Origin of the sequence: Pantoea sp. GM_Pan_3, from assembly GCF_026541045.1 — a bacterium.
GTDB lineage: Bacteria > Pseudomonadota > Gammaproteobacteria > Enterobacterales > Enterobacteriaceae > Pantoea > Pantoea anthophila.
In genome coordinates this window covers 409,688-436,470 of sequence record NZ_JALNVA010000002.1, presented here as the reverse complement: position 1 = coordinate 436,470, position 26,783 = coordinate 409,688, and the positions used below count along the sequence as shown (strand labels likewise).

23 protein-coding genes are annotated in these 26,783 nt (G+C 56.0%); 11 read left to right on the top strand and 12 right to left on the bottom strand.

All coding sequences use genetic code 11. From position 1 onward, the window contains the following. Positions 1 to 25: 25 nt before the first annotated feature. Entirely contained in the window at positions 26 to 1,054 is a 1,029-nt protein-coding gene (gene epmB, locus OXR04_RS09815; protein ID WP_009092497.1) for an EF-P beta-lysylation protein EpmB, read from the bottom strand. A 43-nt stretch (positions 1,055 to 1,097) separates the two neighbouring features. On the opposite strand from epmB, the gene efp reads away from it, so the two are divergent. From efp to OXR04_RS09800, 3 genes are all read left to right on the top strand, one after another. Next, positions 1,098 to 1,664, top strand: coding sequence for an elongation factor P (gene efp, locus OXR04_RS09810; RefSeq protein ID WP_009092495.1), 567 nt, complete (start codon positions 1,098 to 1,100; stop codon positions 1,662 to 1,664). Between the two features lie 50 nt (positions 1,665 to 1,714). Beyond that, positions 1,715 to 1,846: an entericidin A/B family lipoprotein gene (locus tag OXR04_RS09805; protein ID WP_009092493.1), complete on the top strand. Its 132-nt coding sequence runs from the start codon at positions 1,715 to 1,717 to the stop codon at positions 1,844 to 1,846. 101 nt (positions 1,847 to 1,947) lie between these two features. Next, positions 1,948 to 2,082 (top strand): entericidin A/B family lipoprotein, encoded by a 135-nt coding sequence (locus OXR04_RS09800; protein ID WP_003848302.1) that lies wholly within the window; start codon positions 1,948 to 1,950, stop codon positions 2,080 to 2,082. 54 nt (positions 2,083 to 2,136) lie between these two features. Here OXR04_RS09800 and OXR04_RS09795 read toward each other — a convergent pair whose 3' ends face one another. Next, on the bottom strand, positions 2,137 to 2,661 hold the full coding sequence (locus tag OXR04_RS09795) for a lipocalin family protein (RefSeq protein WP_111208268.1): 525 nt from the start codon (positions 2,659 to 2,661) through the stop codon (positions 2,137 to 2,139). Positions 2,662 to 2,796: 135 nt separating this feature from the next. Between OXR04_RS09795 and epmA the strand changes: the two genes are divergently transcribed. Then, the gene (gene epmA, locus OXR04_RS09790; RefSeq protein WP_009092488.1) at positions 2,797 to 3,774 is read left to right on the top strand and encodes an elongation factor P--(R)-beta-lysine ligase; all 978 of its coding nucleotides are present in this window, start codon (positions 2,797 to 2,799) and stop codon (positions 3,772 to 3,774) included. 158 nt (positions 3,775 to 3,932) lie between these two features. Here the strand turns inward: epmA and degS are convergent, their stop codons facing one another. The 3 genes from degS to zapG all read right to left on the bottom strand — a co-directional run bounded on the left by degS (position 3,933) and on the right by zapG (position 6,967). Beyond that, on the bottom strand, positions 3,933 to 4,994 hold the full coding sequence (gene degS, locus OXR04_RS09785) for an outer membrane-stress sensor serine endopeptidase DegS (protein ID WP_140923243.1): 1,062 nt from the start codon (positions 4,992 to 4,994) through the stop codon (positions 3,933 to 3,935). A gap of 89 nt (positions 4,995 to 5,083) precedes the next feature. Continuing rightward, positions 5,084 to 6,457: a serine endoprotease DegQ gene (gene degQ / locus OXR04_RS09780; protein ID WP_046101069.1), complete on the bottom strand. Its 1,374-nt coding sequence runs from the start codon at positions 6,455 to 6,457 to the stop codon at positions 5,084 to 5,086. Between the two features lie 108 nt (positions 6,458 to 6,565). Beyond that, positions 6,566 to 6,967, bottom strand: coding sequence for a Z-ring associated protein ZapG (gene zapG / locus OXR04_RS09775; RefSeq protein WP_009092485.1), 402 nt, complete (start codon positions 6,965 to 6,967; stop codon positions 6,566 to 6,568). A 178-nt stretch (positions 6,968 to 7,145) separates the two neighbouring features. Here zapG and zapE point away from each other — a divergent pair, with 178 nt between their 5' ends. From zapE to sspB, 5 genes are all read left to right on the top strand, one after another. Continuing rightward, a complete protein-coding gene (zapE, locus tag OXR04_RS09770) occupies positions 7,146 to 8,273 on the top strand; it encodes a cell division protein ZapE (protein WP_150028732.1) in 1,128 nt (375 codons plus the stop codon). Positions 8,274 to 8,500: 227 nt separating this feature from the next. Then, positions 8,501 to 8,929 carry a 50S ribosomal protein L13 gene (rplM, locus tag OXR04_RS09765; RefSeq protein WP_009092483.1) on the top strand — a complete coding sequence of 143 codons (429 nt, stop codon included), beginning with the start codon at positions 8,501 to 8,503 and terminating at the stop codon, positions 8,927 to 8,929. A 15-nt stretch (positions 8,930 to 8,944) separates the two neighbouring features. Then, complete coding sequence (gene rpsI / locus OXR04_RS09760; RefSeq protein ID WP_008925401.1) at positions 8,945 to 9,337, top strand: 30S ribosomal protein S9; 393 nt, start codon at positions 8,945 to 8,947, stop codon at positions 9,335 to 9,337. Positions 9,338 to 9,667: 330 nt separating this feature from the next. Continuing rightward, positions 9,668 to 10,309: a stringent starvation protein SspA gene (gene sspA / locus OXR04_RS09755; RefSeq protein WP_009092481.1), complete on the top strand. Its 642-nt coding sequence runs from the start codon at positions 9,668 to 9,670 to the stop codon at positions 10,307 to 10,309. Positions 10,310 to 10,312: 3 nt separating this feature from the next. Continuing rightward, on the top strand, positions 10,313 to 10,798 hold the full coding sequence (sspB, locus tag OXR04_RS09750; protein WP_009092479.1) for a ClpXP protease specificity-enhancing factor: 486 nt from the start codon (positions 10,313 to 10,315) through the stop codon (positions 10,796 to 10,798). A 113-nt stretch (positions 10,799 to 10,911) separates the two neighbouring features. Here sspB and OXR04_RS09745 read toward each other — a convergent pair whose 3' ends face one another. Beyond that, positions 10,912 to 12,669 carry a sulfite reductase subunit alpha gene (locus OXR04_RS09745; protein WP_009092478.1) on the bottom strand — a complete coding sequence of 586 codons (1,758 nt, stop codon included), beginning with the start codon at positions 12,667 to 12,669 and terminating at the stop codon, positions 10,912 to 10,914. Positions 12,670 to 12,850: 181 nt separating this feature from the next. Then, positions 12,851 to 18,382: a glutamate synthase-related protein gene (locus tag OXR04_RS09740; protein WP_267369714.1), complete on the bottom strand. Its 5,532-nt coding sequence runs from the start codon at positions 18,380 to 18,382 to the stop codon at positions 12,851 to 12,853. Between the two features lie 891 nt (positions 18,383 to 19,273). On the opposite strand from OXR04_RS09740, the gene arcB reads away from it, so the two are divergent. Both arcB and mtgA read left to right on the top strand, forming a co-directional pair. Continuing rightward, positions 19,274 to 21,607, top strand: a complete 2,334-nt coding sequence (gene arcB / locus OXR04_RS09735; protein ID WP_046101071.1) for an aerobic respiration two-component sensor histidine kinase ArcB — start codon at positions 19,274 to 19,276, stop codon at positions 21,605 to 21,607. Positions 21,608 to 22,493: 886 nt separating this feature from the next. Next, complete coding sequence (mtgA, locus tag OXR04_RS09730) at positions 22,494 to 23,213, top strand: monofunctional biosynthetic peptidoglycan transglycosylase (protein WP_267369715.1); 720 nt, start codon at positions 22,494 to 22,496, stop codon at positions 23,211 to 23,213. Between the two features lie 2 nt (positions 23,214 to 23,215). On the opposite strand, the gene npr is transcribed toward mtgA, so the two are convergent. The 5 genes from npr to rpoN all read right to left on the bottom strand — a co-directional run bounded on the left by npr (position 23,216) and on the right by rpoN (position 26,758). Then, positions 23,216 to 23,488, bottom strand: coding sequence for a PTS phosphocarrier protein NPr (npr, locus tag OXR04_RS09725; protein ID WP_009092474.1), 273 nt, complete (start codon positions 23,486 to 23,488; stop codon positions 23,216 to 23,218). Further along, positions 23,485 to 24,339, bottom strand: coding sequence for an RNase adapter RapZ (rapZ, locus tag OXR04_RS09720; protein ID WP_003851114.1), 855 nt, complete (start codon positions 24,337 to 24,339; stop codon positions 23,485 to 23,487). Before rapZ ends, npr begins: the two co-directional genes overlap by 4 nt. A 47-nt stretch (positions 24,340 to 24,386) precedes the next feature. Continuing rightward, the gene (gene ptsN, locus OXR04_RS09715) at positions 24,387 to 24,866 is read right to left on the bottom strand and encodes a PTS IIA-like nitrogen regulatory protein PtsN (RefSeq protein ID WP_009092473.1); all 480 of its coding nucleotides are present in this window, start codon (positions 24,864 to 24,866) and stop codon (positions 24,387 to 24,389) included. A gap of 149 nt (positions 24,867 to 25,015) precedes the next feature. Then, complete coding sequence (hpf, locus tag OXR04_RS09710; RefSeq protein ID WP_009092471.1) at positions 25,016 to 25,303, bottom strand: ribosome hibernation promoting factor; 288 nt, start codon at positions 25,301 to 25,303, stop codon at positions 25,016 to 25,018. 21 nt (positions 25,304 to 25,324) lie between these two features. After that, complete coding sequence (gene rpoN, locus OXR04_RS09705) at positions 25,325 to 26,758, bottom strand: RNA polymerase factor sigma-54 (protein ID WP_009092468.1); 1,434 nt, start codon at positions 26,756 to 26,758, stop codon at positions 25,325 to 25,327. Positions 26,759 to 26,783: the final 25 nt, after the last annotated feature.

Here is a 26,783-nt window from a genome sequence, read left to right as displayed (position 1 = left end):
GCGGCCAGCCTTGTGCTGGCCGTTTTTATTCCTGTCGCAGCTGTAAATCCAGCGGCGTTTTACTCGGCTCTCCGCCAATTTCCCGCGCCAGTTTCGGCACCAGATAGCCGGAAACCTGTGACAGTAATGCCCGCACCAGCTGGCGCGCCTCATCGTCAGACACAAAGAAATGTGCGGCACCCTGCACCTTATCCAGCACATGCAGATAGTAGGGCAGAATGCCCGCATCAAACAGGGCATTGCTCAGGGTGGCCAGCGTCTGCGCATTATCGTTCACGCCCCGCAGCAACACGCTCTGATTCAGCAGGGTGACACCGGCCCGCTTCAGGCTGCTCATCGCCTCACGCAGCGCATCATCAATCTCCTGCGCATGGTTGATGTGCGTCACCATTACCACCTGCAGGCGGGTCGCGCGAAGCATCTCACAGAGCTGATCGGTAATGCGTGCCGGAATCACCACCGGTAAACGACTGTGGATGCGCAACCGCTTCAGGTGCGGGATCTTTTCCAGCGCGGCAATCAGCCACGCGAGTTCATGATCTTTCGCCATTAATGGATCGCCGCCGGAGAAGATAATCTCATCCAGTTCCGGATGATCGGCGATATAGTCCAGCGCCGCCTGCCAGCTTCGCTTATTACCGGGATTATCCTGATAGGGGAAGTGACGGCGGAAGCAGTAGCGGCAGTTGACGGCACAGCCGCCTTTGACCAGCAATAACGCCCGGTTGCGGTATTTATGCAGCAGTCCGGGCACCGCGTTACTTTGTTCATCGAGCGGATCGGTGCTATAACCAGGCGTATCGATGAATTCCTGACGCTGCGTCAGAACCTGAAGCAGCAACGGGTCGTGCGCATCGCCTTTTTTCATCCGGCTGATGAAGGCATGCGGAACGCGCAGGGCGAAAAGCCGCCGCGCATCCGCGCCAGCGGCCAGCTCAGGATGCTGTTCCAGGGCTAAAATACGCAGTAATTCATCAGGTTCAGTGACAACATCAGCAAGTTGCTGCAACCAATCTTCTCTGGAAGGTATTTTTAGGGTTACAATGTGTGCCATTTTTTTGGCTTAGTACCAGTATCAATTTTCGTAGAGGGCCTTCATGGCGACTTATTCTAGCAACGATTTCCGTCCCGGTCTTAAAATCATGTTCGAAGGCGAGCCGTATGCCATCGAATCCAGTGAGTTCGTTAAACCGGGTAAAGGTCAGGCATTCGCACGCGTTAAAATGCGTCGCCTGCTGACGGGTTCTCGCGTTGAGAAAACTTTCAAATCCACCGACTCCGCCGAAGGCGCAGACGTAATGGATACCAACCTGAGCTACCTGTACAACGACGGTGAGTTCTACCACTTCATGCACCAGGAAAGCTTTGAGCAGTTCCCGGTTGAAGAGAAGACTGTGGGCGAAGCAGCGAAATGGCTGCAGGACAACGCAGAATGTATCGTTACGCTGTGGAACGGTCGTCCTATCGCCGTTCAGCCGCCGAACTTTATCGAAGCTGAAATCGTGGAAACCGATCCAGGCCTGAAAGGTGACACTGCCGGTACCGGCGGTAAACCTGCCAAGCTCTCTACCGGCGCGGTTGTAAAAGTGCCACTGTTCGTTCAGGAAGGCGAAGTGGTGAAAGTTGACACCCGCTCTGGCGAATACGTGTCACGCGTGAAGTAAGATTCGCAGGCGCATCTCCGGATGCGCCTTTTTCTTGTCTGAGAGAAAAAATGAAAAAGCTGGCAAAATTAATCGCATTCGCGTTGCTGGTCTCCTCTGCATTAAGTGCCTGCAACACATTCCACGGTTTTGGCGAAGATGTCTCCCACTTAGGTGGTGCCATTTCGCGTGCGGCAAAATGACCTTAACGGCTTCTCCTTTTTAAAGTTCCGCGGCAGCATCCGCCGGAAATCCGGCTATGCTTAAAGCGCTGTACTTTACATCCATCAAAAAGGACATTGTCATGTTAAAGAAAAGTATTGCCGCGATCTTCTCTGTACTGGTGCTCTCTTCACTGCTGACGGCTTGCAACACCACGCGTGGCGTGGGTGAAGACGTCGAAGCGGGTGGCCAGGCGATTCAGAACAGCACGAAGTAACCTGTTATTACAGCCGGTACGAAAACGGTTTTGTACCGGCTTATTCCCTCTGCACTATTTCTGTTTCACCCAGATTAACTCATCAACCGGGAAGCCATCCCGGCGCGCCTGATCAACCAGCTTCTCTTTGACGCCCGGCTCCAGCTGCGGTGTGCGCGACAGTATCCACAGGTAGTGGCGATTCGGGCCACACACCAGGGCATAGCGGTAGTCGGGATCCAGGGCGATAACGTTGTAGCCGCCATAGAAGGGGCCAAAGAACGAGACTTTCAGAGCGGCGCGCTGCGGTTCACCGGTGAAGTAGGCCTTGCCGACGCTCTCCTGCCAGCGCTGTTTTTTCACGTTATAGCCACGATTGATCACTTTCAGGCCGCCATCTTCACGCGGGCTGTAGTTAGCCGTGACCTGCTCCAGACCGCGTTCAAACGGATGATTGAGGCGGGCAATCTCATACCACTGGCCGAGATAGCGCTGGCTGTCAAAGTTCTCAACAACCGTGACGTTTTTGGGTGGCGTGGTGCTACAGGCAACGGAGAGAAAAGCGCTGAGGCTGGCGACAAGGGTTTTCCATAGAGACATAGCGGGATTCCTTTGTGATTTAACTGCTTAAGTATAGAAGCCGAAGCGCTGTTTTTGGCATCGCCGGCATGAGATTGTTTGCCGCAGGCATTGCAGGTAGACTTCCACCCCTTATTTGTATCAGGAGTCATCACCATGAGCGAAACGGCAAGCTGGCAACCAAGCGCATCCATCGCCAATTTGTTAAAACGCGCCGCGATTTTAGCGGAAGTGCGTCGTTTCTTTGCCGATCGCGGCGTACTGGAAGTGGATACGCCGGCGATGAGCCAGGCCACTATTACCGATATCCATCTGGTGCCTTTCCAGACGCGTTTTGTCGGGCCTGGTGCGTCGCAGGGGCGCGATCTCTGGCTGATGACCAGCCCGGAATATCATATGAAACGCCTGCTGGCAGCGGGCAGTGGTCCGATCTATCAGATGGGGCGCAGTTTCCGCAATGAAGAGGCGGGACGTCATCATAATCCGGAATTCACCATGCTGGAGTGGTACCGGCCGCACTACGACATGTACCGCCTGATGAATGAGGTGGACGATCTGCTGCAGCAGGTGCTGGAGTGTGACAGCGCAGAGTCGCTCTCCTATCAGCAGGCCTTTATCCGTCACCTGGATCTGGACCCGCTGTCGGCAGATAAAGCGCAGCTGCGTGAAGCGGCAGAGAAGCTGGGCGAAGGCGAGCTGGCGCGTGCAGAAGAGGATCGCGATACGCTGCTGATGCTGCTGTTTATGCTGGGCGTGGAGCCGAAGATCGGCCAGGACAAACCCTGCTTCGTTTATCATTTCCCGGCCAGTCAGGCGGCACTGGCGGAGATCAGCACCGAAGATCACCGCGTAGCTGAACGTTTTGAGGTCTATTACAAAGGCATTGAGCTGGCGAACGGTTTCCGTGAGCTGACCGACAGCCGCGAGCAGCGTCAGCGGTTTGAGCAGGATAACCGTCGCCGTGCGGCGCGCGGTCTGCCGGTCCATCCAATTGACACTTATCTGCTGGATGCGCTGGCGCACGGTATGCCCGCCTGTTCCGGGGTTGCGCTGGGTATTGATCGGCTGATTATGCTGGCGTTAAAAGCAGAGTCACTGAGTGAGGTGATCGCCTTTCCGGTTGATCGCTGCTAAGAGCCCGGGCGAAAAGGGCAGGGATGGCCCATCTGATCGCAAAGGAAACCTACATCCCTGTAGGTCTGCCTCGCCATCCTGGCTCGGACGCTTTGCTCTTCAGATGGGCCATCCCCGCCCCTCCGGCTATGTCATTGCTGTTGGTACAGGACCGCTGATTAGTTGCTGTTATCAGGAAATTCCTGAATGGTGACCGGCAGCGTCAGTTTCTGATCGTTGCGCAGCACCTGCACATCAATCACGGAACCGGGACGAATCTCTGCCACCTGATCCATGGTCTCCTGCGCCGAGATGGCTGGCTTACCGTTTACGCTGAGCAGTACATCGTTGGCCTGAATCCCGGCCTTGTCTGCCGGTCCATCCGGCGTCACCACGCTGACGATAATGCCCTGAACCCGATCCAGATTGCTGCCCTGTCCATGCAGCGGCGGCAGCTCACGACCGGTAATACCGATATAGCCGCGGATCACCCGACCATCACGAATCAGCTTATCCATGATCTTCGAGGCTAAAACGGTGGGGATGGCGAAACCAATGCCTTCCGGCGTTTCGCCATCGTTACTTTTATCAAAGGTCAGGGTGTTGATACCCATCAGCTCGCCAAGCGAGTTAATCAGCGCGCCACCGGAGTTACCCTGATTAATTGACGCATCGGTCTGCAGGAAGTTCTGGCGGCCTGATGAACTCAGTCCAACCCGGCCCGTGGCGCTGATAATGCCCTGCGTCACCGTCTGCCCCAGGTTATAGGGGTTGCCTATCGCCATCACGACATCACCGATATGCGCCTGGCGATTGGGATTGATCGGGATGACAGGCAGGCCGGAGGCGGTGATCTTCAGCACGGCAAGATCGGTCATGCCGTCGGAACCGACCAGCGTGGCCTCAAAGAAGCGGCCATCCTGCAATGCCACGATAATCTGATCGGCATTATTGATGACGTGCTTGTTGGTCAGGATGTAGCCTTTGGCATTCATAATCACCCCCGAGCCCAGGGTGGTGATGCCACGGTTGTTGTTGCCGTGGGCGCTCCGGTTATAAACGTTTACAACGGCAGGCACGGCGCGGCGCACCCCCTGATTGAAGCTGAAGGGCGTTTCGTCGTTGATATCGTCGTGGTTATAGAGGGCGTCGCTGCCCATACGCAGTGCAGGCAGTGCTGCGAGTAGAATACCCGCCACAATCAGGCCCAGCACTACGGCACGCAAAAGTTTAAGAAACATGGTGTTAAATCACGCCAGGGGAGATCGCTGGGCAGAATAACATGAGAGCGGCGGACACACACGCGCTTGTGTCCGCCATAATGCGAGGTTTATCTCAACAACAGATAGATACTTTCATCGCCGCGCACCACGTTCAGTGCCAGAACCGGCGGTTTGCCTTCCAGTATCTTGCGCATCTCAGCCAGGGTCTGAACCCGGTTGCGGTTTACGCCGATGATCACATCATCTTTCTGCAGGCCAACCTGTTCAGCCGGTGTCCCTTTTTCGATGGTGTCGACCTTCACGCCTTTGTCGCCGGTTTTGGTCTGTCCATCACTCAGGGTGGCACCCTGCAGGGCCGGAGACATCAGCTGGGCGCTGGCGGTGGTCTGAGCGCTCTGCTCCAGCGTAACGGTGACCGTCACCGGTTTGCCTTCGCGCAGCAGGCCAAGCTTAACCTGTTCGCCTGGTGGGGTCGTGCCTACCTTTACCCGCAACTCAGCGAAGCTGGTAATCGGCTTGTCGTTGATTGAGGTAATGATGTCGCCGGACTTGATGCCCGCCTTCTGCGCGGCAGACTGCGGCAACACTTCCGAAACGAAGGCGCCGCGCTGCGCGTCGACATTGAACGCCTTCGCCATATCGGCCGTCATTTCGGTGCCTTTAATACCCAGCTGACCGCGCTTCACTTCGCCAAATTTGATCAGCTGCTGCGCGAGGTTCATCGCCATATCACTCGGGATAGCAAAGCCGATGCCGATATTGCCGCCGCTGGAGGCCAGAATGGCGGTATTGATCCCAATCAGCTCGCCGTTCAGGTTGACCAGCGCACCGCCGGAGTTGCCGCGGTTAATCGCGGCATCGGTCTGAATAAAGTTTTCCAGCCCCTCCAGGTTAAGGCCGCTGCGGCCCAGCGCAGAGATGATACCGGAGGTGGCGGTCTGGCCCAGACCAAACGGGTTCCCGATTGCGACCGCAAAATCACCCACTTTCAGCTGGTCGGAGTCCGCCACTTTAATCTGCGTGAGGTTTTTCGCGCCCTGGATCTGAATCAGGGCGATATCCGTCTGCTCATCATGACCGATCAGTTTGGCTTCATACTCACTGCCGTCGCCAAGCTGCACGTTGATTTTGTCGGCACCGTTCACCACATGATTGTTGGTCAGCACGTAGCCTTTCGCGGCATCAATGATCACGCCCGAGCCCAACCCTTCAAACGGCTGTGGCTGATTATTCCCGCCAGGCATCTGACCGAAAAAACGTTTCAGAGGCTCAGGGATATCCTGAGCCTGTTCGCCGGAGTCGGTGCCTTCCACGTGAACGCTGACCACGGCAGGCAACACTTTTTCCAGCATCGGTGCCAGGCTCGGCAGCGGCTGGCCCGCAATTTGTGCTGGCAGCGTTGCCATCGCGTCTGGCGCGGCGGCAAGGCTCATCCCGATACTCAAGGCTAATGCGCTAAACAGGCGTGCTTGTTTTTTCATTGCTACAACGCTCTCGCTGCAAAGTGGGAGGATTTAATGAGTGTGACAGTCGTTTGTGGTCAGGGTTCGCAAAAACAGTGGGCGCAGACAGGCTGCGCCCCAAAAAGATTAGTCGCGGGCAGGGCGCTCGCCACGCAGTAAACCGGATGCGCCTTCAGAGTAGTCGCGCGGCATCTGCACCGGCACCTGATCGTTGTCAGCTTCCGCTTCAGTCAGCTGATAGGCAAAAGGATTCTGCTGACCCGGCAGATTCGGCAGCAGATCGTTAGAGCCTTTCGCCATGTGCTGATAAAGCTGACGATAGTCACGCGCCATGTTGTCCAGCAGCTCGGCGCTCTGGGCGAAGTGGTTAGTCAGCTCTTCGCGGTAATCGGCCAGCTCGGCCTTCGATTTTTCCAGTTCATACTGCATGCTGCGCTGCTCACGCAGCTTTTTATTGCCGAAACGCATGGCGACTGCGCCGACAATAATACCTACCACTAAACCAATTAGCCCGTATTCCCAGGTCATAATGACTCCCGTGTTTTTTCCATTGTTCCGTAGGGCGTTGCACCATTTCAATAATAGTCACTATACCCGTTAATCTTATGGATGTGGAACTCCGGAGCAGCATGGCTTAGTGTAGAACGGCCTTTTTTTCAGCAACCGTGGTATGAATCAGACACTATTCAGGGACTTTGAAACAACAATGCAAACCTCATCTCCGCTTGCACGTTATGAGCAGGCGCTGTCGCAGGGCGAATTCAGGCCCGATGACGTACAACGTGAAGCGATTACCCGTTTAGACGCCCTGCAGCAGGCGCTGGTTGCCCGGCAACAGGCTGCCGCGCCCGCCTCATCCGGCCTGCTGGGTCGCCTGTCGAAATTGATCGGTAAAGAGAAAAATGCGGCGCCCCAGCCTGTTCGCGGACTCTACATGTGGGGCGGCGTCGGGCGCGGCAAAACCTGGGTCATGGATCTCTTTTTTCAGTCTATTCCTGGCGAACGCAAACTGCGCCTGCACTTCCACCGTTTCATGCTGCGGGTGCATGAAGAACTGACGCAACTGCAGGGGCAGAGCGACCCGCTGCTGATTATCGCGGACAAATTCAAAGCTGAAACTGACATCCTCTGTTTCGATGAATTTTTTGTCTCCGATATCACCGACGCGATGCTGCTGGGCACGCTGATGGAAGCGCTGTTTGAGCGCGGCATCGCCCTGGTGGCAACCTCGAACATTCCGCCGGATGACCTCTACCGCAATGGCCTGCAGCGCGCGCGTTTTCTGCCGGCTATTGAGCAGATAAAACGGCACTGTGATGTGATGAATGTGGATGCCGGCATCGACTACCGGCTGCGGACACTGACCTCGGCGCATCTGTGGAACTATCCACTCAACGAGGCCACCCACACGGAGATGGCGCGCATGTTTAAGGCGCTGTCGGGCAGCCAGCCGGAGGAGGCGCCGGTGCTGGAAATCAACCATCGCAAGATGCCGACGCTGGGCGTCAGCGACGGCGTGCTGGCCATCAACTTCACGACGCTGTGCGGGGAAGGGCGCAGCCAGCATGACTACATCGCGCTTTCCCGCCGTTTTCACAGCGTGCTGCTCTATGACGTGCCGGTAATGATCTATAAAACTGAAGATCAGGCGCGCCGTTTCCTGGCCCTGGTTGACGAATTTTATGAGCGTCACGTGAAGCTGGTCGTGGCCGCAGAAACCTCGCTGACCGAGATCTATCAGGGGACGCGGCTGAAGTTTGAATACCAGCGCTGTTTATCGCGGCTTCAGGAGATGCAGAGCGAAGAGTATCTGCGCCTGCCGCATCTGCCGTGAGAATAATCAGGATAAATACCGAAATAGGGTTCGATTTTTGCAATCGACTTCTCTATAATCTTGCGACCCCACGTTACAGCAAAGGATTTTTTTCCCAAATCCTCTGTGTTCCAGTAACTCTATCCGAAGGGGTGGCTTGCTGGTCAAAATGGTCGTGTGAGCCTCATTCGTTTACTTAAGCGTTTGGGATTTCACCAACGTGTAACTTAATTTGGGTAAGCTTTTCGATGAAAACTTTTACAGCTAAACCAGAAACCGTCCAACGTGACTGGTTTGTAGTTGACGCAACGGGCAAAACTTTGGGTCGCCTGGCGACTGAACTGGCGCGCCGTCTGCGTGGTAAGCATAAAGCGGAATACACTCCGCACGTTGATACGGGTGATTACATCATCGTTCTGAACGCAGAAAAAATTGCTGTTACCGGCAACAAGCGTACTGACAAGATCTACTATCACCACACCGGCCACATCGGTGGTATCAAACAGGCGACCTTTGAAGAGATGATTGCTCGCCGTCCTGAGCGTGTGATTGAGATCGCGGTTAAAGGCATGCTGCCGAAGGGCCCGCTGGGTCGTGCTATGTACCGTAAGCTGAAAGTTTACGCAGGCAACGAGCACACCCATGCGGCACAGCAACCGCAAGTTCTTGACATTTAATCGGGATTAAAGGCAATGGCTGAAACTCAAAACTACGGCACTGGTCGCCGCAAAAGCTCTACCGCTCGCGTATTCATTAAGCCGGGTAGCGGTAACATCGTAATTAACCAACGTTCTCTGGAACAGTACTTCGGTCGCGAAACTGCCCGCATGGTCGTTCGTCAGCCGCTGGAACTGCTGGATCTGGTTGGTAAATTCGATCTGTACGTCACTGTTAAAGGTGGCGGTATTTCTGGTCAGGCTGGTGCGATCCGTCACGGTATCACCCGCGCTCTGATGGAATACGACGAATCACTGCGTGGCGAGCTGCGTAAAGCTGGCTTCGTAACGCGTGACGCGCGTCAGGTTGAACGTAAGAAAGTCGGCCTGCGTAAAGCACGTCGTCGTCCTCAGTTCTCCAAGCGTTAATTGTTTGCAGCTCCGGCTGCGGCAATTGGCTCAAAAAACCCGCTTCGGCGGGTTTTTTATTTTCTGCCTTCCCGTCTGATAACGGTGAAAACCGTAAGCCCGCGCTCAATTTACCTGCAAAGATTCATTCCACGCCCACAAGCAGCCTAAAATCTGGTAAACTCTGTGTCACTTTGCGCCCGCAGGCCGGTGCGTTATGCGCCTTCCCGCTGTCGGGGCGTCAGTTTTACGGCGCAGCTGACCAGGTTGCGTGCGAGTTCGACAAGCAAGTGAGTCGCCGTGTGGTTGGCTATTCGCAGTATCTTTTTGTGAACAAACTTGGAGGTTTTCATGGCTGTCGCTGCCAACAAACGTTCGGTAATGACGCTGTTTTCTGGTCCTACTGACATTTTCAGCCATCAGGTACGCATCGTTCTGGCGGAGAAGGGTGTCAGCGTAGAGATCGAGCAGGTCGAAATGGATAACCTGCCGCAGGATCTGATTGACCTCAATCCGTATCGCACGGTACCGACACTGGTAGATCGTGAGCTGACGCTGTATGAATCCCGCATCATCATGGAATATTTAGATGAGCGCTTCCCGCATCCGCCACTGATGCCGGTTTATCCGGTTGCCCGTGGTGACAGCCGCCTGATGATGCACCGCATCGAGCAGGACTGGTACAGCCTGATGAGGAAGGTTGAGAACAGCAGTGGTCAGGAAGCCGAAGCCGCACGCAAACAGCTGCGTGAAGAGCTGCTGGCGATCGCGCCACTGTTTGGCCGCACGCCTTACTTCATGAGCGAAGAGTTCAGCCTGGTGGATTGCTACCTGGCACCGCTGTTATGGCGTCTGCCTTCAATGGGCATCGATTTGATCGGCTCTGGTTCAAAAGAGCTGAAAGGTTACATGAACCGCGTATTTGAGCGTGACTCTTTCCTCGCTTCATTAACTGAAGCTGAACGTGAAATGCGCCTGCAAGCACGGGCTTAACGTATGGAAATGTCGCAACTTACTGCACGTCGTCCCTATCTGCTGCGCGCCTTCTATGACTGGTTGCTCGACAACCAGCTGACGCCGCATCTGGTGGTCGACATCAATCAGCCAGGTGTACAGGTGCCGCTGGAGTACGCGCGTGATGGTCAGATTGTCCTGAACATCGCGCCCCGTGCTGTCGGTAACCTCGATCTGGCGAATGACCAGGTGTCGTTTAACGCCCGCTTTGGGGGTGTTCCTCGTCAGGTTAACGTGCCGATGGCGGCAATTCTGGCAATCTATGCCCGGGAAAACGGTGCCGGAACGATGTTTGAACCGGAACCGGCTTACGAGCTGGATATTCAGGAGGCGTCAGAAGGTCAGGAAGAGACCATGATGTCCGTGATTGATGGCGATCGTCCCGACGATGCCAGCGATGATGAGACACCGCCTGATGACGATCCACCGCCGCGGGGCGGACGACCTTCACTGCGCGTCGTGAAATAACCGCAGCATTCTTAAAACAGATACCCGCCTCTCCGGCGGGTATTTTTTTGCCTGTCAGCCATAAAAAAATCCGGCTGCCTGCGCAAACCGGATTTTTTATCACACCTTCGCTATCAATAGACGTCGCGCAGGTAACGCTTCTCTTTCTTCAGCTGGTCGACATAGTCCGCTGCGCGCTCGCTGGAGAGGCCACCGAACTGGCGAACCACTTCATACAGCGCATTATCCACATCCTTCGCCATGCGTGATGCATCGCCACAGACATAGAAGTAAGCGCCTTCCTGCAGCCAGGCATAGAGTTCTGCACCCTGCTCAAGCATCCGGCTCTGCACGTAGATCTTCTTCTCCTGATCGCGGGAGAACGCCAGGTCAAGCCGCGTCAGCAAGCCATTATCCCGCCAGGCGAGCAGTTCATCCTGATAGATGAAGTCATGTTCCTGATGCTGATCGCCGAAGAACAGCCAGTTTTTGCCCTGCGCGCCGGTTGCCTGACGCTCCTGCAGGAAAGCCCGGAAGGGCGCGATGCCGGTGCCAGGCCCCACCATGATCAGCGGAGCGCTGTTATTGGCTGGGACGCGGAACGCTTTGTTCGGCGAAATAAAGATGGCTGGCTTTTCGCCACGACGTACGCGCTCAGCTAGGTAGGTTGAGCAGACGCCACCACGATTACGGCCGCCGCTGTGATAACGCACTGAGGCAACGGTCAGGTGCACCTGATTCGGATGGGCTTTAGAGCTGGATGAAATTGAGTAAGCGCGATGCTGCAGCGGACGCAGCAGGGCAACAAACTCAGGCACCGCCAGCGTGCGCGTCAGGTCAAGCTGCAGCAGGTCAAGGCTATCTTTGCCCCACAGCCAGACACCCAGCGCATCTTTGTCATCGTGCTGTAACACATGACGCAGTTCCTGGTTGGTGGTGTTCTGCCCGACCCATTCGATGAGCTTGCGCGACGGTTCAGAGATCTCAAACTGGTAGGTCAGCAGGTCGCCGAGGCTGCGGTCAAAGCCGGGCACCGGCGTCTCGTAGTCGGCATTAAGCTGGGTCAGCAGCAGGCTGACCAGCGATGGCTCGTTGACCGGAATGACGCCGAGCGCATCACCCGCTTCATACTTCAGGCCGCTGTCGGTCAGGTCAAACTCAAAATGTCGGATATCTTTGGCAGACTGCTCGCCAGAGAGGCGCTTGTTGGTGATTAGCGCCGCGGCGTAAGGGTTCGATTTGTTGCTGCCCGGGATGACCGGTGCTTCAGGCGCGCTCTCCAGCACGGTGCCGCTGCTGCCTGCGCTGGCCGCAAACTGAGGCATGGAGCTGTTCAGCCACTCGCTGGATGGCTCTTCATAGTCGATATCGCAGTCGATGCGATCCACCACGCGTTTTGCTCCCAGCTGCTCAAGGCGCATATCGATGAACTTGCCTGCCTGACAGAAGCCGTCATAGCCGGTATCACCGATTGCCAGCACGGCAAAATGCATCTGCTCCAGGCGCGGTGCGGTACTGGCAGAGATCGCATCCCAGAAGAGCTGCGCGTTATCCGGCATCTCGCCTTCGCCGTAGGTTGAGGTGACGATCAGCACATGGCGCATGGTGGCAAAGACGTCGAGGTCGACATCGCCCAGCGCCTGAACCACCGGCACCAGCCCTTTAGCACGCGCCGATTTCGCGGCGGTCTGCGCCAGCGCTTCGGCATTGCCGGTCTGTGAGCCGTAGAGAATGTGCAGTTGCGTGGTCGCGGCTGCGCCTGTGCCCGCAGCGGGTTGCTGCTTGTCTTCTAATACCAGCAGACGGGAGTGAAGACCCGCGAGAAAGCCAGCCAGCCAGTATTTCTGATCGCCATTAAAAGGTGCATCTTCTGGAATATAAGGAATTTTCATGGGTACTTTTACTCAATCCCGTTCTTCCCCGTCATCAGTAACGCTGGCCGGTTTAAGCGGTTCCGCTTTCCCGCACCGCGGTGTGCGGCTGGGGAGAGCGGTTCTGCATCTGTCCGGTACAACGACGACTCCGGGCAATGATCAATGAATAACATTCAGTTCAGCCTGAACAGTGTGACTGTCAGGAGAGTTTGCCCACCGCCGCGGCGATTTCAGGCAAGGCCGCACGTGCAAACAGCTCTTCAAAATCAGGCAGATGGCCCAGCACTTCCCGGTTACAGGCATCCTGATACATGATCCAGCCATAGGTGGCCAGGCTGTCCATGGAGCGGATGTTACGCTGCGTCAGCGCCGCTTTGTAATCTGACATGCGTTTGGAACCAATCAGACTGGCCAGTTCGTCATCGTTATACGCTTCGATGGCGGAACGGGCATGGCGCTGCAGTTTGCTGATCAGCGAAAAGTCTTCCGTCATCAGCAGATTGCGTACGGCTTTTTCTACCGCCGGATCTTCAACCGCTGTCCCTTTCGGTAATTTACTCAGGGCCAGCTGCTGAGCAAAGCTCAGAACGGTGTAGTTGTTAAGCAGAACAAACATCTCCAGCGTATCGGTCGCGCCGTAGGCGGGTACCGCACCGTCAGCAATGGTCTTGCCCTGACGCCAGGCCGCTTTGAACTTCGCAACCTGATGGCCGGCCAGCGCGGTCGACAGCTCTTCGAGCAGATCTTTACGGCTTCTGGCTTTCAGGATCTCACCGCCATCCTGATAGAGCAGCAGCGAGCGCGGCATCACATAGACAAAGTGGTGACACTCCGTTTCCCAGTTCTCCAGCAGCCAGGCGGCACGCGGTGAGTTTGTGGCCTCCAGATGCCAGTTCAGCATGGTCAGCACGGCCTGCTTATGCACCTGCGCCATCTCATCCTGATCGGCAATCGAACCGAAGCGCACTGAATCACCGGCTGCATGGCTGGCGAGTGTTCCATACGGGTCATACTGATAGGCGAAGCCGCCGCTCATGCCGTTACCAAAGCCTTTACCGAAGGTGCCCAGGTTGAGGATGGCACCATTGGTCATATATTCGCAGCAAAAATCCCCTACGCCTTCGACCACGGCTGTGGCACCGGAGTTACGCACCGCGAAGCGGTCACCGGCCTGGCCCTGCACGAACAGGCGTCCACCGGTCGCGCCAAACAGCGCAAAGTTACCGATCAGCACGTTACCATCGCCATCCTGCGCGCCGCCGCCCGGCGACATGATAAACAGCTCACCGCCACACTGTCCCTTGCCGACGCCGTCGTTACAGGTGCCGTAGTGGGTCAGCTGCATGCCATCGTTGCAGAAGGCGCCAAATGACTGACCGGCTGAACCGGTAGTTGAAATTTTTACGGTTGCAGGGGCCAGATAATGGCGACCGCGGTCATCGCTCAGAACCGCAGGCATCGCCTGCAACTGCGCCGCACTCAGCTGATGGTTCAGCATGCGTTCAATGTCGATCGCCAGCTGGCCCCCCACACTTTTGTTGCGGTTGTTCAGCACGATGCTGTTGCCCAGTGCGACGTCGGTATTGCCCTGATCGACCAGCGCTGATTTCAGCTGCTCAACCCAGCCATCATCCAGCTCAAAATCTTTCTCCAGATAGACCGGCTTCTCGATCTTCAGCTCCGGCACCACGGTGAGCATGGCGCGTAAGTCGAGCTTGCCCACTTCCAGTGGGTGATCCATCAGGTGCAGCAGGTCGGCCCGGCCGCGCGCTTCACGCAGGGAACGCAGGCCCATACGCGCCAGGATCTCACGCACTTCATGGGCGACGTTGAGGAAATACTGCGCCAGCTGACGCGGATCGCCATCAAAGGCTTCGGCGTTGGTCGTCAGGCCCGCCGGGCATTTGACGTTACAGTTTTTCGCCATCACGCACTTGAGCATCATCAGCGCAGTGGTACCGAATTCGAAGCTGTCGCCGCCCAGCAGCGCGGATTTCACCACGTCGCTGCCGGTCTGCTGCGCGCCCGAGCAGCGCAGCTGCACTTTCTCACGCAGGCCGTTGGCGCAGAGCGCCTGATGAACTTCAGCGATGCCGATTTCCGCCACGCGTCCGGTGTATTTCAGGCTGGTCACCGACGCAGCGCCGGTACCACCGGTGTTACCCGCCACGTTAATGACGTCTGCGCCCGCTTTGGCCACGCCGACCGCGATGGTGCCGATCCCTTCTGAGGAGACCAGTTTGACAATCACGCGCACCCGCGCGGCTTTACAGTCATGGATCAGCTGCGCCAGATCTTCGATGGAGTAGGTGTCGTGATGCGGCGGCGGCGAGACCAGCTCGACGCCTGGCGTACCGCCACGTGCTGCCGCAATCTCAACCGTGACTTTCGCCGCCGGTAGCTGGCCGCCTTCGCCAGGCTTCGCACCCTGACCAATCTTGATTTCCAGCTCTTCCAGCATTGGATCCGCCAGATAGGCGGCCCAGACGCCAAAACGGCCGGACGCCAGCTGCTTGATGCGTGAGGCACGGATGGTGCCGTGACGGGAGTAGTGCTCGCCGCCTTCACCGCAGTTACTCATGCCGCCGACCATGTTGGTGCCGTGCGCCACCGCTTCATGCGCGGGGGCGACCAGCGCACCGTGGCTCATCGCACCGGAGGCAAAGGTGCGGGTGATTTCGCACGCCGGCTGCACGTCGCTCAGTGGCAGGGAGGGCAGAGTGGTGAAAATACGTGACAGGTAATCTGCCGCTTTACCGTAAGCGGTTATTTTCAGACCGCCGGTCACCACTTCGCTGCTCTCGATATCATCGCCGAAGCGGAACTTCAGGGCGTTAGAGAGATTCTGCAGACGCTCGTTCTCTGGCTTCAGGCCTTCGATCGCATCGGTCAGACGCAGCATAAAGTGATTCAGGCTGCCATCCACCGCTTCACACACCAGACCACGAATGGCAAAGCCGTTGTTGGTCAGTGAGTAGCGTCCCAGTTTGCGGCGGAACTCCGCTTCGCTGTCGATATGGGTCAGATCGGCCGGGAATGTCAGGATGTCACGCAGGGCCGCCGGGCGACGCTTACGCTCCTCATACATCAGGCTGGAGAACTGACGATAGTCGGCCGTGATTGCGAAGTTGTTGATCACCTCATCCGGAATACGCTCGAAGCTGCTGTCTTTAAAGGTTTCTGGCTTGATGCCAAAAGCGTTATCCAGTTTTGCCAGCGTCATCAGACGGATAAAGTTATCCTCTTCGCGCGCTTTATCAGCAAAGCGAATCGGCTCTTCGGTCATATCGATAAAGGTGCGTACGGCAATCGTGCCGTAGGAGTGACCGGCACCCTCTGCGCGCTCTTTAAACAGACCCAGCAACGGTACGTCCGATTCACCCTGAATCTTCAGGGCACTCTGATGCCAGTCAACGGCCATCTGCGCGATAGCCGCGAAGCCTGCGCCACCCACCGGCGTTTTGATATTCGGGAAGTACTTTTTCAGCACCGGGTCATCGGTGTTGAGGAAGTTAGGCTCAAAGAACTCGCCGCTGCTGTAGCTTTCAACGGTACAGAGGCCCACTTTGCCCATGGTTTTCATCAGGGCTTTTTCCGCAGCTTTGGCATAGCGCTTAAAGGCTTTATTGCCTTCTTCACCCTCACCAAATTTCTCCTCTGCGCGCATCTGTACGCCCAGCGGATAGATTGCTGATGCGCCGAAGCCCAGCGTCGCGGCAATGTGGTGCGAGGAGATGCTCTGGCCGCTTTCCACCACCAGTGACACATCAAGGCGCAGACCTTCCTGCACCAGACGCTGGTTGATGGCGGAAACCACCAGCAGCATCGGGATCGCGGCGTGCTTCGAGGAGATGTGGCGGTCGGTCAGAACGGCGATGCCGCCCTGCGTCCGGGCAAAATCCACTACCTGCTGCGCCAGGTCATCAATCGCTTTTTCCAGAGCGTTCGCGTTGGCGGTCGTGCTCAGCAGATCTTTGCCGATGACCGGCTCATAGAGCATCTCGAAGCGGGCGTAAGGGGCAACGGTCTGCTCACGCAAACGCAGCATATCGAGATGGCTGAGAATTGGTGTCGGCACCACAATCTGACGGCCTTTGCTGCGGCCCAGGTGCGGTTTCGCCCCCAGCGCCACACGCAGCGTCATGCCATCCACTTCGCGGATAGAGTCCAGCGGCGGGTTGGTAACCTGCGCAAAGCGCTGAGAGAAGTAGTGCGCCATGCCGCCTTCATGATCGGATAAGCCGTTGATGGCGTTGCCGTAACCCATTGCGGAGATCTTCTCTGCGCCGGTGTTAAGCATCGGGTCCATCATGAACTTGAAGCTTTCCTGGTTGTAGTAGTAGGCGACAAAGCGCTGATAGGTTTTCAGATCGCCGCGATAGCGCAGCGGTGAACCCTGTTGCTCAGCCGGGATCTCCGGCAGATCGTCCAGACCGACGCGCGCTTCACGCAGCAGGGCGGAGTAATCTTTCTCTGCGGCCAGTTTTTCCAGCGCCTGCAGCGTGGTGTAGCTGCGTTTTTCACGGTGATCGAAGTAGAGCATGCCGCCCGCTTCGATACGGCCACGACGCAGGACGCTTTCAGGAGGAAAGGCGATCTGACCCGCTTCGGACATCGCACCGATATAGTCTGCGGTTTCGACCGAGCGCAGCGGGCGCAGGCCCAGACGGTCAAGGCGTGCGCCAATGACTTCGCCATTGCCAAAGATTAAGGCGGCAGGGCCGTCGTTCTTCTCTTCATACAGAGAGAAATACTCCAGCATGTCGCGTACCTCGGTTGACAGCGAGCTGTCGTTTTCCCAGGCGGGCGGCATCATGGAAACCACGGCGGTGATCAGATCGAGATTATCTTCCATCAGACGGCTGTGGATACTCTGATCCAGACGCGAACTGTCGGACTGCCCTTTAGGCCGCACGATCTTCTTGCCGCGCGCCAGTGCCAGGGCCGATTCGGCGATGCGGTTTTTCCGATCCGTGTTCAGCTCGCCGTTGTGCGCCATCAGGCGGAATGGCTGCGCCATAGTGGTATGCGGATCGGTGTTGGTCGAGAAACGGGTGTGGAAAAAGAGCCCGCGCACCTGATGATCGGGATCGGTCAGATCTTTGAAGTAAGGAATCACTTCATTGGAGTTCAGGCGCGCTTTAAATACCTGCGTGCGCGACGACAGCGACAGCGGATAGAGCCCGCCAAATTCGCTTTCGGTAAAGGCGCGTGCTTCGATAGTTAACAGGGCGCGGTAGATACGTTGTTCGAAGTCGTTCTGATCGGCCACGTCCTGAGGCGCAGTGAAGATCCACTGCAGAATCGGTAACTGAAACTGAATGGCAGCCGGACGCGTCACGCTGCTGTCGAGCGGCATGTCGCGCTTCATGATCACCGGCAGGCCGAAACTGCTGAGGGTCTCATCCACCAGACGTTCGGCATTCGCGCGCAGCTCAGCATCTTTCGGCACAAAGAAGTTGCCGACGCCAAAGCGACCCGCTTCCAGTGGCTGGCCGGTAATCTTGCGGAAGAAATGCAGTGAAAGGTCAACGTTGACGCCTGCGCCATCGCCGACACCTTCTGCTGACATACCTCCGCGATGCGGCACTGTGCACAGGGCGCTGTGCGCCATCTGCAGAATCTCATGGGTCTGCTCGCCGTCCTTACGCGTAATGAAACCTACACCACAGCTGTCACTGCCTGCTGTCGGATCATACAAGCCATAGGATTGAGGTTTTTTAGTGGACATTGAGGGTCTCCTTAAACTGCTTTGACATTACCTGCACTGTTTCAGGGTCTGGGCGCAACTGAGGCGCAGCTTCATTTTCATCGCCATGCTCTGTCGAGCGCGCGTCATAGCCCTGAGCATTTCTCTCCAGACATCCGTAAAACGTCCTTTATTGAGCTGCTCTTCGATTTCCGGTCTCGTAAAGGAGATGACTTAAACCACGCGGGAGTCTTCTTGTTGCATAGATATGCCGAGACAATGGCCCGTCAGGAAAGCTTTCAGCGGATTTCCAACTTATCGGGAAAGCGTAATCAGGTCAAATAGGGCGGCCAGGCGGGCTTATCAGGCGCTTTTCTTGTATAAATATATGAAAGTATTGATTTTTATGGTTTAAAATGTCTCACTCTGCCACCTGGTGATCGGCCGATAAATGTGAACTGACTCACTGTAGTGCAGGCGTCATATCTCTGCACCATGCTGGTGACAGGGTGTCTGGCAGCATTAAATGCTGTCCGGCACCCCTGATACATAGCATGTATCTGTTTTTCTTATGTCGGCCTATTTGAATGAAACAGCGGTTGGTTATAAGAAAAATTAATCAGGCAGGGAATGCTTAAAACAGCACTAAAGTTGAATGAGTATTCATATAAAGGAGAGAGCCTGCGCAACAGGACGCTGCCAGGATATTGAAAAAAGGCCGTCGGGTGAAATCTGCGATTCACAGGCGGCCTTACAGATTATTCATTTGGCACAATCAGTCAAGGGATTTAACCGGTTTGTGCCAAACGTCGCCGAACGGCAGGCCGGATGCACCATAAAAGCGCATTCAATCCCTCATCTTCGCGTGACGTGCTGCGACGTCCGCAGGCTAACTGCGCTATCATGGGGCTGTTTCTTTTCCAGGGAGTCGTTATGAAACAGATTCGTCTGCTGGCGCAGTACTATGTCGATTTAATGGTCAAACTTGGCCTGGTCAGGTTCTCGCTGCTGCTGGCCTCTGCGCTGGTGGTGCTGGCGATGATTGTCCAGATGGCGGTCACGATGGTATTGCGGGGGCACGTCGAGAGTATCGATGTGGTGCGCTCGGTTTTCTTTGGGCTGCTGATTACGCCCTGGGCCGTCTATTTTCTGTCGGTGGTGGTCGATCAGCTTGAGGAGTCGCGGCAGCGGCTGGCAAGGCTGGTGGATAAGCTGGAAGAGATGCGCACCCGCGACCTGGAACTCAATCAGCAGATGAAGGAAACCATCACCCAGCTGAATCAGGAGATCAGCGATCGTAAAAAAGCGGAGCTGGCGCGCGAACAGGTGATGGACAAGCTGCGCGAAGAGGTCACCCGCCGCGAACAGGCTCAGATTGAGCTGGAGCAGCAATCATCCTTCCTGCGCTCCTTCCTGGATGCGTCACCTGACCTGGTGTTCTATCGCAATATCGACAAGCAGTTCTCCGGCTGCAATCGCGCCATGGAGCTGCTGACCGGCAAAAGCGAAAAGCAGCTGATTGGCCTGACGCCGCGCGATATCTACGATGATGAAGCCGCGACCAAGGTGCTGGAAACGGACGAAAAAGTGTTCCGCCATAACGTCTCCCTGACCTATGAGCAGTGGCTGCAATATCCTGACGGGCGCAAAGCCTGTTTTGAGATCCGCAAGGTGCCCTATTACGATCGTGTCGGCAAACGCAGCGGGCTGATGGGCTTTGGCCGCGATATCACCGAGCGTAAGCGCTATCAGGACGCGTTAGAGAACGCCAGCCGGGAAAAGACCACCTTTATCTCCACCATCAGCCACGAGCTGCGTACGCCGCTTAATGGCATTGTCGGCCTGAGCCGCATCCTGCTGGATACCGATCTGAATCAGGAACAGCTGAAATACCTGAAAACCATCCACGTCTCGGCCATTACGCTGGGCAACATCTTCAACGATGTGATTGAGGTGGACAAAATCGAGCGTCGTAAAGTTCAGCTGGATAATCAGCCGCTCGACTTCACCGGTTTCCTTGCCGATTTAGAGAATCTCTCCGGCCTGCTGGCGCAGCCAAAAGGGCTGAAGTTTGTGCTCGCGCCGCAACTGCCGCTGCCTCACATGATCTCCACCGACGGAACGCGTCTGCGTCAGATTCTCTGGAACCTGATTGGTAACGCCGTGAAGTTCACCCAACAGGGCGAGATCGTGGTGCGCGTCGCGTATGAGCAGGATGAAACACTGCGCTTTGAGGTGCAGGACTCCGGCATGGGTATCCGCCAGGAGGAGCAGGACAAGATTTTTGCGATGTACTATCAGGTTAAAGATCAGCATGGCGGGAAACCGGCGACCGGAACCGGCATCGGGCTGGCGGTTTCACGTCGACTGGCCCAGGCGATGGGGGGAGATATCCGCGTACAGAGTGCGCCCGGCCAGGGCTCATGCTTCACCGTCGAAATTAAAGCACCACGCATCGCAGAAGAAGTGATTGACGAAGGCGTCGACGACAGCCTGCCTCTGCCTGCGCTGCATGTGCTGCTGGTTGAGGATATTGAACTGAATGTGATTGTGGCGCGCTCCGTTCTGGAGAAGCTGGGATGCAGCGTGGAGGTCGCCATGACCGGCAGCGAGGCTCTGGCGATGTTTGACCCGCTTGAGTTCGATCTGGTGCTGCTGGATATTCAGCTGCCCGATATGACCGGGCTGGATGTCTCCCGTGCGATTCGCCAGCAGTATCAGGGCGCGCATCTGCCTCCGCTGGTGGCGCTCACGGCCAACGTGCTGAAAGATAAAAAAGAGTATTTCGACGCCGGGATGGATGATGTGCTCAGTAAACCGCTGGCCGTGCCTGCCCTGACCGCAATGATCAAAAAGTACTGGGACTATCAGGCAGAAACGGAGGATGAAACGCCCGCCGTCAGCGATGACAAAACCCGGATGTTGCTGGATGTCGCCATGCTCGAACAGTATATCGAGCTGGTGGGCCCGGGGCTGATTACGCAGAGCCTGACGATGTTTGAGAAGATGATGCCGGACTATCTTGCGGTACTGGAATCGAATCTGATGGCGCGCGACCAGAAAGGAATTGCGGAAGAGGGGCACAAAATCAAAGGCGCGGCCGGGTCCGTCGGGCTGCAGCGTTTACAGATGCTGGCGAAACAGATCCAGAGTCCGGAGCTGCCGGCGTGGTGGGACAACGTGGTTGAATGGATTGAAGAGCTGAAACATGAATGGCGACACGATGTGCAGGTTCTGCGCGACTGGGTTGCCGGACAGGAGAAGTGAAACGGCAGAAAAAAATGACCCCAGCCGAGGCCGGGGTGCGCGAATACTGCGCCAACACCAGGGAAAATGTTGCGGCCGCTATGATTTGAATAATTAATGCAGCCGCAGGGTATTGGTTAACACTGTCATCACCTTAGCAAATTCATCTTCTCATGTGACAAGATTCATTAAAATGTGTGATGTTGAGCAGCGTTTAAACACAGAAAACATTAATTTGGCAACACAGTCAAGCAAGGAATCAATTTCCGCGTTGCGTTGCTGCTATTTTAACCAGATTTGCCGGTTTTCGTGTACTTTTAACGCGGCTGCGCCGTGTCGCGGAGACCGTACAGCGTAAAAGCGAACCGGCAGGTTCATTTGCCCTGACAGTCAGTGTAACGCGCTGATATTGCAAGCCAGCAGCCTGAAATGAACCGAATCATCCAAAACGATTCGGAATGGCAGAAATGAATCTCAACCTTTGTACTTTTCTGCGTCTGCCAGGCAGCGGGACAGGGGTCGAAATCAGGGCCACTTCTGACAGGATTTACGCTGGCCGCTGCTGTTTATTTAGACGTTATAAGAATAGTTCTGGTTAAGAGTTGAACCATTGCGACAACAGAAAAAAATAACAGTTAAGGGTGGCGAATGATTTAAACCGGCGGTTATTACCCATTATTAAGTGTTTATCTGGAAAGATGCTAAGCAGTGGCAATGAATGGAACCGATTCCTTTTTTCGGAAGTCCTTGAACTATTTCGATCTGTTGCCGCATGTTGATGCAAAATAGGTGCATGAAGTCTGGAAACGCACCGTTCATTTTCACCGAAAATCGCAAAAAGGCGATTTTTCTGGCAGTGATTACATGAGTAATTGATTAACGTCTGAAACAGGTATGGGAAGATTGCATGAACAAGCATAAAGGAAGCGCCGGACAGCGTATCAGACGGATTGCCGGCCGTCTCCTGCTGGTCTGGCTGGGCGTGTGGCTGGCCGGTATTTTACTCTTTTCGTTTTTACCGGTGCCCTTCTCCGCAGTGATGGTGGAGCGACAGGTGGGGGCGTGGTTGCGCGGTGATTTCAGTTATGTGGCGCACTCAGACTGGGTCGGACATGATGAGATCTCGCCGTGGATGGGGCTGGCCGTTATCGCTTCTGAAGATCAAAAGTTTCCCACGCACTGGGGCTTTGATGTGGCGGCGATTGAATCGGTGCTGGATAACAGCGACAGCCGGATGCGCGGAGCGTCCACGCTGTCACAACAGACCGCGAAGAATCTCTTTCTCTGGGATGGTCGCAGCTGGATCCGTAAGGGGCTGGAAGCGGGTCTGACGGTGGGGATTGAGACGGTCTGGACGAAGCGGCGTATTCTGACCGTCTATCTCAATATCGCGGAGTTCGGGCCGGGCATCTTTGGTGTGGAGGCCGCGTCACAGCACTACTTCCACAAACCTGCCAGCCGGCTCACTGCGGCCGATGCTGCTTTGCTGGCGGCGGTGCTGCCGAATCCGATTCGTTACCGTGCCGCCGCGCCTTCAGGCTATGTCAGGTCGCGGCAGCAGTGGATACTGCGCCAGATGCGTCAGCTGGGCGGAGAGGGCTTTTTACAGCGTAATCAGCTTAACTGACCTTACTCTTCATCAAAGCCCGCTTCAAATAACTCAATGACCGCAGCCAGCGCCGGGACCTCTTCCGGCCCGCTGGCTTCAATCTCAATGTGTCCCCCTTTTGCCGAGTCGAGCATCAGCAGGGCGATCACGCTGCTGGCCTCGGCTTCGGTGCCTGCCTCGTTGCGCAGTAACACTTCGGCATCGAAGCTCTGCACCAGCTCAAACAACTTCATCGCCGGACGGGCATGCATGCCCAGCTTATTTTTGATTTCTACAGTTTGTCTGACGGTCATGATTTGCGCTTTTCCAGCGTGCGATGGCGTGACTGTACATTCTTACCGCGCGAGCGGAAATAGTCCGCCAGCTGCTCGGCGATATAGACTGAGCGGTGTTTACCGCCGGTACAGCCAATCGCCACGGTAAGATAGCTACGGTTGTTGGTCTCCAGCATCGGCAGCCAGAGTTCAAGATAGCTGCGTGTCTGGTAGATAAAATTATGCACTTCCGTGTGGCGGTCGAGGAAGGCGGCGACCGGGCGATCGAGGCCGGTCATCGGGCGCAGTTTCGGATCCCAGTGGGGATTGGGCAGAAAGCGCACGTCAAACACGTAGTCCGCGTCGATAGGGATGCCATGTTTGAAACCAAAGGATTCAAATACCATGGTCAGCTCGCGTTCACGCTTGCCCAGCAGGCGGGTGCGCAGCATCTCGGCCAGTTCATGCACCGACATCTCTGACGTATCAATGATCAGATCGGCGCGCGAACGCAGCGGCTCCAGCAGATCGCTCTCTTCATCAATGGCGCTCTCCAGCGACAGATTTTTGCTGGAGAGGGGGTGCAGACGACGCGTATCGCTGTAGCGGCGAATCAGCGTGTTGCGGTCGGCGTCGAGAAACAGCAGCTGAGGTGAAAAGGAGTCGGGCAGATTATTCAGTGCGGTTTCAAAAATTTCGGGGGATTCAGGCATATTGCGCACGTCGATGCTGACCGCCGCCGAAATATTCCGCTCTGCCAGTGAGTTCGCTAACTCCGGCAGCAGCACCACCGGCAGGTTATCAACACAGTAGAACCCCATATCCTCCAGCGCACGGAGTGCCACTGACTTCCCCGAGCCTGAACGACCGCTAACGATCATCAGCACCATGACCTTCTCTCCCGTTTTAAAACCGGCACCCGGCCGGTAAAGACGCGTTACAGCTCTGTCTGGTTTTCCGTAATAATGGCATAAAGCTCTTCATCACTCTGCGCAGCGCGCAGCCGGCGGCAGACCGTTTTATCGGCCAGACGCTTTGCCACCAGTGAAAGGGTGTGCAGGTGTGTTTTGCACTGGTCAGCCGGAACCAGTAAGGCAAACAGCAGATCGACCGGCTGGTTATCGACGGCATCAAACGCAATCGGCTGTTCGAGGCTGATAAAGACCCCGACCGCGCGCAGCGTATCCTCTTCCAGCTTGCCGTGCGGGATTGCTATCCCGTTGCCGATACCGGTACTGCCCATACGCTCACGCGTCAGGATCGCTTCGAAAAGCGTCTGGTGCGGCAGGTTGAGCTGCTTAGCGGCCAGTTCGCTGATGATTTCCAGCGCACGTTTTTTGCTCTGGCAGTGTACGCCACTGCGTGTGCAGTCAGGCGAAAGCACCGTGCTCAATTCCAGTGTAAGATCGTTGTTCATTATCGTTTCACTTGCGGGTTCACCAGGCCATTCACCGCCGGCGTCTTCTGACGTGACGGAAATGACGCCTGCCAGATGACAAAACGGGGCGGATTATCCGCCCCATCCTGTCGGCTCAGTGCGCCAGGCGCGCGTAGCCAGCATGAAGGTTAGTGTTTTTTCAGTTTATCTTTATGTTTAGTCAGCTGACGGGCGAGCTTGTCGATCAGCCCGTCAATCGCCGCGTACATATCTTCCGCTTCCGACGTGGCGTGCAGCTCGCCACCGTTAACGTGGAGTGTTGCGTCAGCCACCTGCATGACTTTCTCAACTTTCAGGACAATATAGACCTGATTGATGTGCTCAAAATAGTGTTCCAGTTTGGCAAATTTAGCACTGACGAATTCACGCAGTGGTGGCGTAATTTCAACGTGTTGCCCGGTCAGGTTCAGCTGCATAGGTCTTCCTTCTCATTTCTGTCAAACCAGCTGTTTACGCTGGTTCGATGGCGGGATGGATAAAGACTCACGATATTTTGCGACGGTACGCCGTGCCACCATGATCCCCTGATCGGACAACATGGAGGTCAGTTTACTGTCGCTCAAGGGTTTGGCTGGATTTTCCGCCGAAATTAATTTTTTCACCAGCGCACGAATCGCGGTAGAGGAGGCTTCGCCGCCCCCTTCCGTGTTGACGTGGCTGGAGAAAAAGTACTTCAGTTCAAAAATACCGCGCGGACTGTGCAGATACTTCTGCGTGGTCACGCGGGAGATAGTTGATTCGTGCATCTCAACGGCCTGAGCGATATCAGCCAGGACCATCGGGCGCATAAACTCTTCCCCCTGCTCGAAAAACGCCTGCTGCTGCTCAACGATACAGCGCGTCACTTTCAGCAGTGTATCATTGCGGCTTTCCAGACTCTTAATCAGCCAGCGTGCTTCCTGCAGGTTGCTGCGGATAAACTGCGTGTCGCTGTCGTTACGCGTGGTGCCGCCCATCGCCGCATAGTGCTGATTGATCTTCAGGCGGGGCAGGCTGTCGGCGTTGAGTTCAACCGTCCAGCGGCTGCCAACCTTGCGCACCAGCACATCGGGAATCACATATTCCGGTTCGCCGGTGTTGATCGACTGGCCGGGACGCGGGTCCAGCGACTGAATCAGCAGCATCGCCTCTTTCAGCACCTCTTCTTTGAGGCGCGTTACCCGCATCAGGCTACGGAAGTCGTGGTTGGCCAGCAGGTCGAGATGCTCACTGACAATCAGACGTGCTTCGGTCAGCATGGGCGTGTCGGGTGCATATTGTGACAGCTGAACCAGCAGGCAGTCGCGCAGATCGCGCGCACCCACGCCAATCGGGTCAAAGCGCTGGATGCGTTTCAGCACCGCTTCAACCTCATCCACCTCCAGCTCGTCATTGCCGATACTGTCGAGGATCTCCTCAAGCGAAACGGTGAGATATCCGGTGTCATCGATAGCATCGACGATAGAGGTAGCAATCGCGCGATCGGTATCACTGAACGGCGTCAGGCCGACCTGCCACATCAGATAATCCTGCAGGGACTGCGTCGTTTCACCCTGGTAGACCGGTAGCTCATCATCCTGATAGTCCGTTCCGGTGCCGGAAGGTGTGCCAGCGGTGTAGATCTCATCCCAGGTGGCATCCAGCGGCAGTTCATCGGGCATCTCTTTTTGCTCAAGCGCTTCGCGGGTATCCAGCGCCTCCGCTTCTGCAGCGTCCCGGGAGTCGATCTCGTCGTGCGGGTCCGTCTGCTCAAGCAGGGGATTACTTTCCAGCGCCAGCTGTAGCTCCTGCTGGAGTTCAAGCGTAGAGAGCTGCAGCAGACGAATCGCCTGCTGCAGTTGGGGAGTCATTGCCAGCTGTTGGCTGAACCTGAGTTGTAAGCCTTGCTTCATAGACAGGATGATAGTTCCCAGGTAA

Coding starts and splice junctions, on each gene's coding strand:
- epmB (WP_009092497.1), bottom strand. CDS start 1,054: ATGGCACACATTGTAACCCTAAAAATACCTTCCAGAGAAGATTGGTTG.
- efp (WP_009092495.1), top strand. CDS start 1,098: ATGGCGACTTATTCTAGCAACGATTTCCGTCCCGGTCTTAAAATCATG.
- OXR04_RS09805 (WP_009092493.1), top strand. CDS start 1,715: ATGAAAAAGCTGGCAAAATTAATCGCATTCGCGTTGCTGGTCTCCTCT.
- OXR04_RS09800 (WP_003848302.1), top strand. CDS start 1,948: ATGTTAAAGAAAAGTATTGCCGCGATCTTCTCTGTACTGGTGCTCTCT.
- OXR04_RS09795 (WP_111208268.1), bottom strand. CDS start 2,661: ATGTCTCTATGGAAAACCCTTGTCGCCAGCCTCAGCGCTTTTCTCTCC.
- epmA (WP_009092488.1), top strand. CDS start 2,797: ATGAGCGAAACGGCAAGCTGGCAACCAAGCGCATCCATCGCCAATTTG.
- degS (WP_140923243.1), bottom strand. CDS start 4,994: ATGTTTCTTAAACTTTTGCGTGCCGTAGTGCTGGGCCTGATTGTGGCG.
- degQ (WP_046101069.1), bottom strand. CDS start 6,457: ATGAAAAAACAAGCACGCCTGTTTAGCGCATTAGCCTTGAGTATCGGG.
- zapG (WP_009092485.1), bottom strand. CDS start 6,967: ATGACCTGGGAATACGGGCTAATTGGTTTAGTGGTAGGTATTATTGTC.
- zapE (WP_150028732.1), top strand. CDS start 7,146: ATGCAAACCTCATCTCCGCTTGCACGTTATGAGCAGGCGCTGTCGCAG.
- rplM (WP_009092483.1), top strand. CDS start 8,501: ATGAAAACTTTTACAGCTAAACCAGAAACCGTCCAACGTGACTGGTTT.
- rpsI (WP_008925401.1), top strand. CDS start 8,945: ATGGCTGAAACTCAAAACTACGGCACTGGTCGCCGCAAAAGCTCTACC.
- sspA (WP_009092481.1), top strand. CDS start 9,668: ATGGCTGTCGCTGCCAACAAACGTTCGGTAATGACGCTGTTTTCTGGT.
- sspB (WP_009092479.1), top strand. CDS start 10,313: ATGGAAATGTCGCAACTTACTGCACGTCGTCCCTATCTGCTGCGCGCC.
- OXR04_RS09745 (WP_009092478.1), bottom strand. CDS start 12,669: ATGAAAATTCCTTATATTCCAGAAGATGCACCTTTTAATGGCGATCAG.
- OXR04_RS09740 (WP_267369714.1), bottom strand. CDS start 18,382: ATGTCCACTAAAAAACCTCAATCCTATGGCTTGTATGATCCGACAGCA.
- arcB (WP_046101071.1), top strand. CDS start 19,274: ATGAAACAGATTCGTCTGCTGGCGCAGTACTATGTCGATTTAATGGTC.
- mtgA (WP_267369715.1), top strand. CDS start 22,494: ATGAACAAGCATAAAGGAAGCGCCGGACAGCGTATCAGACGGATTGCC.
- npr (WP_009092474.1), bottom strand. CDS start 23,488: ATGACCGTCAGACAAACTGTAGAAATCAAAAATAAGCTGGGCATGCAT.
- rapZ (WP_003851114.1), bottom strand. CDS start 24,339: ATGGTGCTGATGATCGTTAGCGGTCGTTCAGGCTCGGGGAAGTCAGTG.
- ptsN (WP_009092473.1), bottom strand. CDS start 24,866: ATGAACAACGATCTTACACTGGAATTGAGCACGGTGCTTTCGCCTGAC.
- hpf (WP_009092471.1), bottom strand. CDS start 25,303: ATGCAGCTGAACCTGACCGGGCAACACGTTGAAATTACGCCACCACTG.
- rpoN (WP_009092468.1), bottom strand. CDS start 26,758: ATGAAGCAAGGCTTACAACTCAGGTTCAGCCAACAGCTGGCAATGACT.